The organism is Vibrio sp. V23_P3S9T160, assembly GCF_963886625.1.
Lineage (GTDB): Bacteria > Pseudomonadota > Gammaproteobacteria > Enterobacterales > Vibrionaceae > Vibrio > Vibrio anguillarum.
This window is the reverse complement of sequence record NZ_CAWPDB010000081.1, coordinates 1-2,874: the sequence shown is the minus strand read 5'-3', so window position 1 is coordinate 2,874 and position 2,874 is coordinate 1. Positions and strand designations below refer to the sequence as shown.

Annotated in this window: 3 protein-coding genes and 1 tRNA gene; 2 read left to right on the top strand and 2 right to left on the bottom strand. The window is 38.2% G+C overall.

Features of this window, described 5'->3' with window-relative positions:
• Positions 1-440: 440 nt before the first annotated feature.
• Complete coding sequence (locus tag AACU59_RS04455; protein ID WP_161437734.1) at positions 441-1,688, top strand: plasmid recombination protein; 1,248 nt, start codon at positions 441-443, stop codon at positions 1,686-1,688.
• Between the two features lie 2 nt (positions 1,689-1,690).
• Here AACU59_RS04455 and AACU59_RS04450 read toward each other — a convergent pair.
• Positions 1,691-1,775, bottom strand: a tRNA-Leu gene (locus tag AACU59_RS04450).
• A 300-nt stretch (positions 1,776-2,075) separates the two neighbouring features.
• Here AACU59_RS04450 and AACU59_RS04445 point away from each other — a divergent pair.
• On the top strand, positions 2,076-2,597 hold the full coding sequence (locus AACU59_RS04445; RefSeq protein ID WP_161437733.1) for an RDD family protein: 522 nt from the start codon (positions 2,076-2,078) through the stop codon (positions 2,595-2,597).
• A gap of 40 nt (positions 2,598-2,637) precedes the next feature.
• Here the strand turns inward: AACU59_RS04445 and AACU59_RS04440 are convergent.
• Positions 2,638-2,874: IS4 family transposase (locus AACU59_RS04440; protein ID WP_272925450.1), on the bottom strand; the 237-nt coding region annotated here is incomplete at its 5' end.

The window sequence follows — 2,874 nt, the reverse complement described above, 5'->3', positions numbered from 1 at the left end:
GCTTTAAAAGCGGCAACTGGAATAGCTGTGTTTTCTTTTTTTTATTAATTCAATAATATCAAAATTATCTAGTTATTACAATAAAACTTTATTTCTAATTTTTAATGACCATTATTAGATCTTACATATAATAATAAACACGATACACATAGCACACATTGAGCGAAGCGGATAATGAGTGCATTGTGTAGCGTGTTATTTATTGTGTATTAATTAAGATAATGCTAATATATAAATATGGGCACGAACATACACTTAGTGACCGACTAAGGATATTCACTCGTTCCTCGTTTCATATCCGTCGGCAAAGGGACTGCATCCCTTTTGAATCCCTGCAACCTTACCTTTCAAATAAGACTTCGTCTTACTTAAAAGATAAAGTAAATAAAACAACAAAACAAGAGAGGTGATATTACGATTTAAAACTAAGAGAAGATATTATGTATCAATTTTTGCATATTGAAACCTATTCCTTGCACTCTAAATATAATAAGAAGAGTCCAGAAAAAAGTTCAAAGTCATTTCATTCAGTTTCGCGTGAATTAATGCGTCATCCAGATGCAATTCCTCACGTACCCAATCCGTTACCTCCATCAGTCTTATACGGCTATGACGCTTATGTCGCTTTACAGCTTGCTCAAGAGCGCGTTAATGCGTCAACTGACCAACTGGGTCGAAAGATTAGAAAAGATGCTCAGGTTGTTTTGAGCGGTGTTATTTCATGCCCTTCTGATTTCAAAGAAGAATCAGAGTCAAATTACAAAAAATGGATAGCTGACAATATCAAATATCTTCAAAACAAATATCAGGGTGAACTTATAAGCGTCATTCTTCATGAAGATGAAAGCCATCCCCACTTGCACTTTATATGCATCCCGAAACAGACGGATGATTGCAAACTTCACATAAAGAGCATTCACGAACCGATAAGGGCAAGAGAAGAAACGAGTGGCGGAAGAAAAGCTAAATATGAAGCGTACAAAAAAGCCTTCAGAGAGCTTCAAGACGAGTATTACTACTCCGTTGCATCAAAGTACGGCTTTCTACGTGACGGCGCTAGAAAGCAGCGCTTAACTCGCTCTGAGTATACGAAAAGAAAAGAGTCAGCGAAGAAGCTATCTGTTATTCATCAAGATTTGTCTGACAAATTTGAGCAACACAAAAAGCAGAAAAACCACATAGCATTAGAAAAGTCTAATATAGAAAAAGAGAGGGACAGCCTTCAAAAACAAGAACTTGAAATTATTGAATCGAAAAAAGACTTAGTTGAAATTACAAAAATAACAAAAGAGAGAGAAGCAGATATGTTGTGTTTATTCAAAAGAAGAAAGAGCAAAAGTGCGGAAATTGAGTTTTACAAAAATGAAGCAAAATCTTTGCGCAGTATGCTCACTAGATTTAAAAGAAAAGTTTTAGAGCTAAAAGCACTTGTCAAAGATTACAAAGACAAGATTCATCAGCAGGCGTTTGAGATTGACTGCTTGAGAACTAGAGTTAAAGATTTAGAAAGAGAAAAAGCAATAAGTACTTACAAGACTGCTGCTCAAAAATATTCTGACTCAAACGTTTTAACGCCACGTCAAGAGTTTTTTAAAGATGAAAACAAAGAAAGGAAAGCTGATTTAGTCTCTGAAAATGAGATTAAGATTAAGCGCTCAAAATCCAAATCATTAGACTATGAACCTTAAAATGGTAGCTGCGGGCGGACTCGAACCGCCACGCCTTTCGGCGGGGGATTTTGAATCCCCTTTGTCTACCAATTCCAACACGCAGCCATTACATTAAACTATAAAACACTATAAAGCATTTCTTCGGTATCAGTCAAGAGTTAAATCATTTTAAAAACAATGGTTTAGCTCTTTTTTATTAGTATACGCGTTGAATTTTGAATCCGTCGTGTCTACCAATTTCACCACACCGGCATCTTGGGCATTGCCCTTTGATGGTTGGCATTATACGTAAGAAAGTTATTGGCGCAATAACAAAATATTGAAATACAAATCGTTTGCCGATATTTTCGCCACAAACCTTCAAGCTGTGCGTCTCTTCTCTTTTCAGATCCTCTTCGAGGCTATATGCTGCTGCAATTTCGCGAATACAAAAGATGTTTAGATATGATGAGTAACTCTATTTCTCTACCGCCTGCCGGATTACTACGCCGATTTGGTGCGCTCATTTACGATGCATTAATCATCATTGCTCTTGAGATGATGGCTGCTGGTGTTGTCGTTGCTATATTAGAAGCTCTCGTTGCGTTGAATGTGATGAGCTATGGCTCGTATGCAGATGTCAGCGACCTTCTCACTCGTCATCCCATTTGGAGCTATGTTTACACATTTTACCTTGCCGCTGTCTGGGTCTACTTCTTCGTCTTTTTCTGGACAAGAGCAGGCCAGACATTAGGGATGCGTGCTTGGCGACTTTTGATAATTAACGAACAAGATGGAAATTCAATCAGCGTCACGCAAGCTTTAATACGTTTGTTCACCTCAGGCTTTGGCTTGGCAAACCTCACCGTACCCTTTGATCAACAAAAAAGAGGGTTCCAAGATATTTGGGCCAAAACGAAAGTAGTGGTACTTCCTAAAGTTAATTGAGTCGGAATAACAAAAAGGAAGGTTTGCCCCTGTCTCTTGATCACAAGTCTGGTGAATCAAGAGACTTAGCCAGTTCATACCCTTCAAGGATGGTTTGTAACCTAAACCATCCTTGCCATAATGTCTTTATAGAAGCACGACCCGTTCGCTTTGTATTCTTCCAACCCCCTAATCGAGCAATACCTCTGTAAGCCCATGATATGTCCGGAGCTTCCTTCGGTAGCCCTTTTCTTTCTAGCTTTAGCCACATTAGCTTCCATGCTTTGCCTTTTAATAT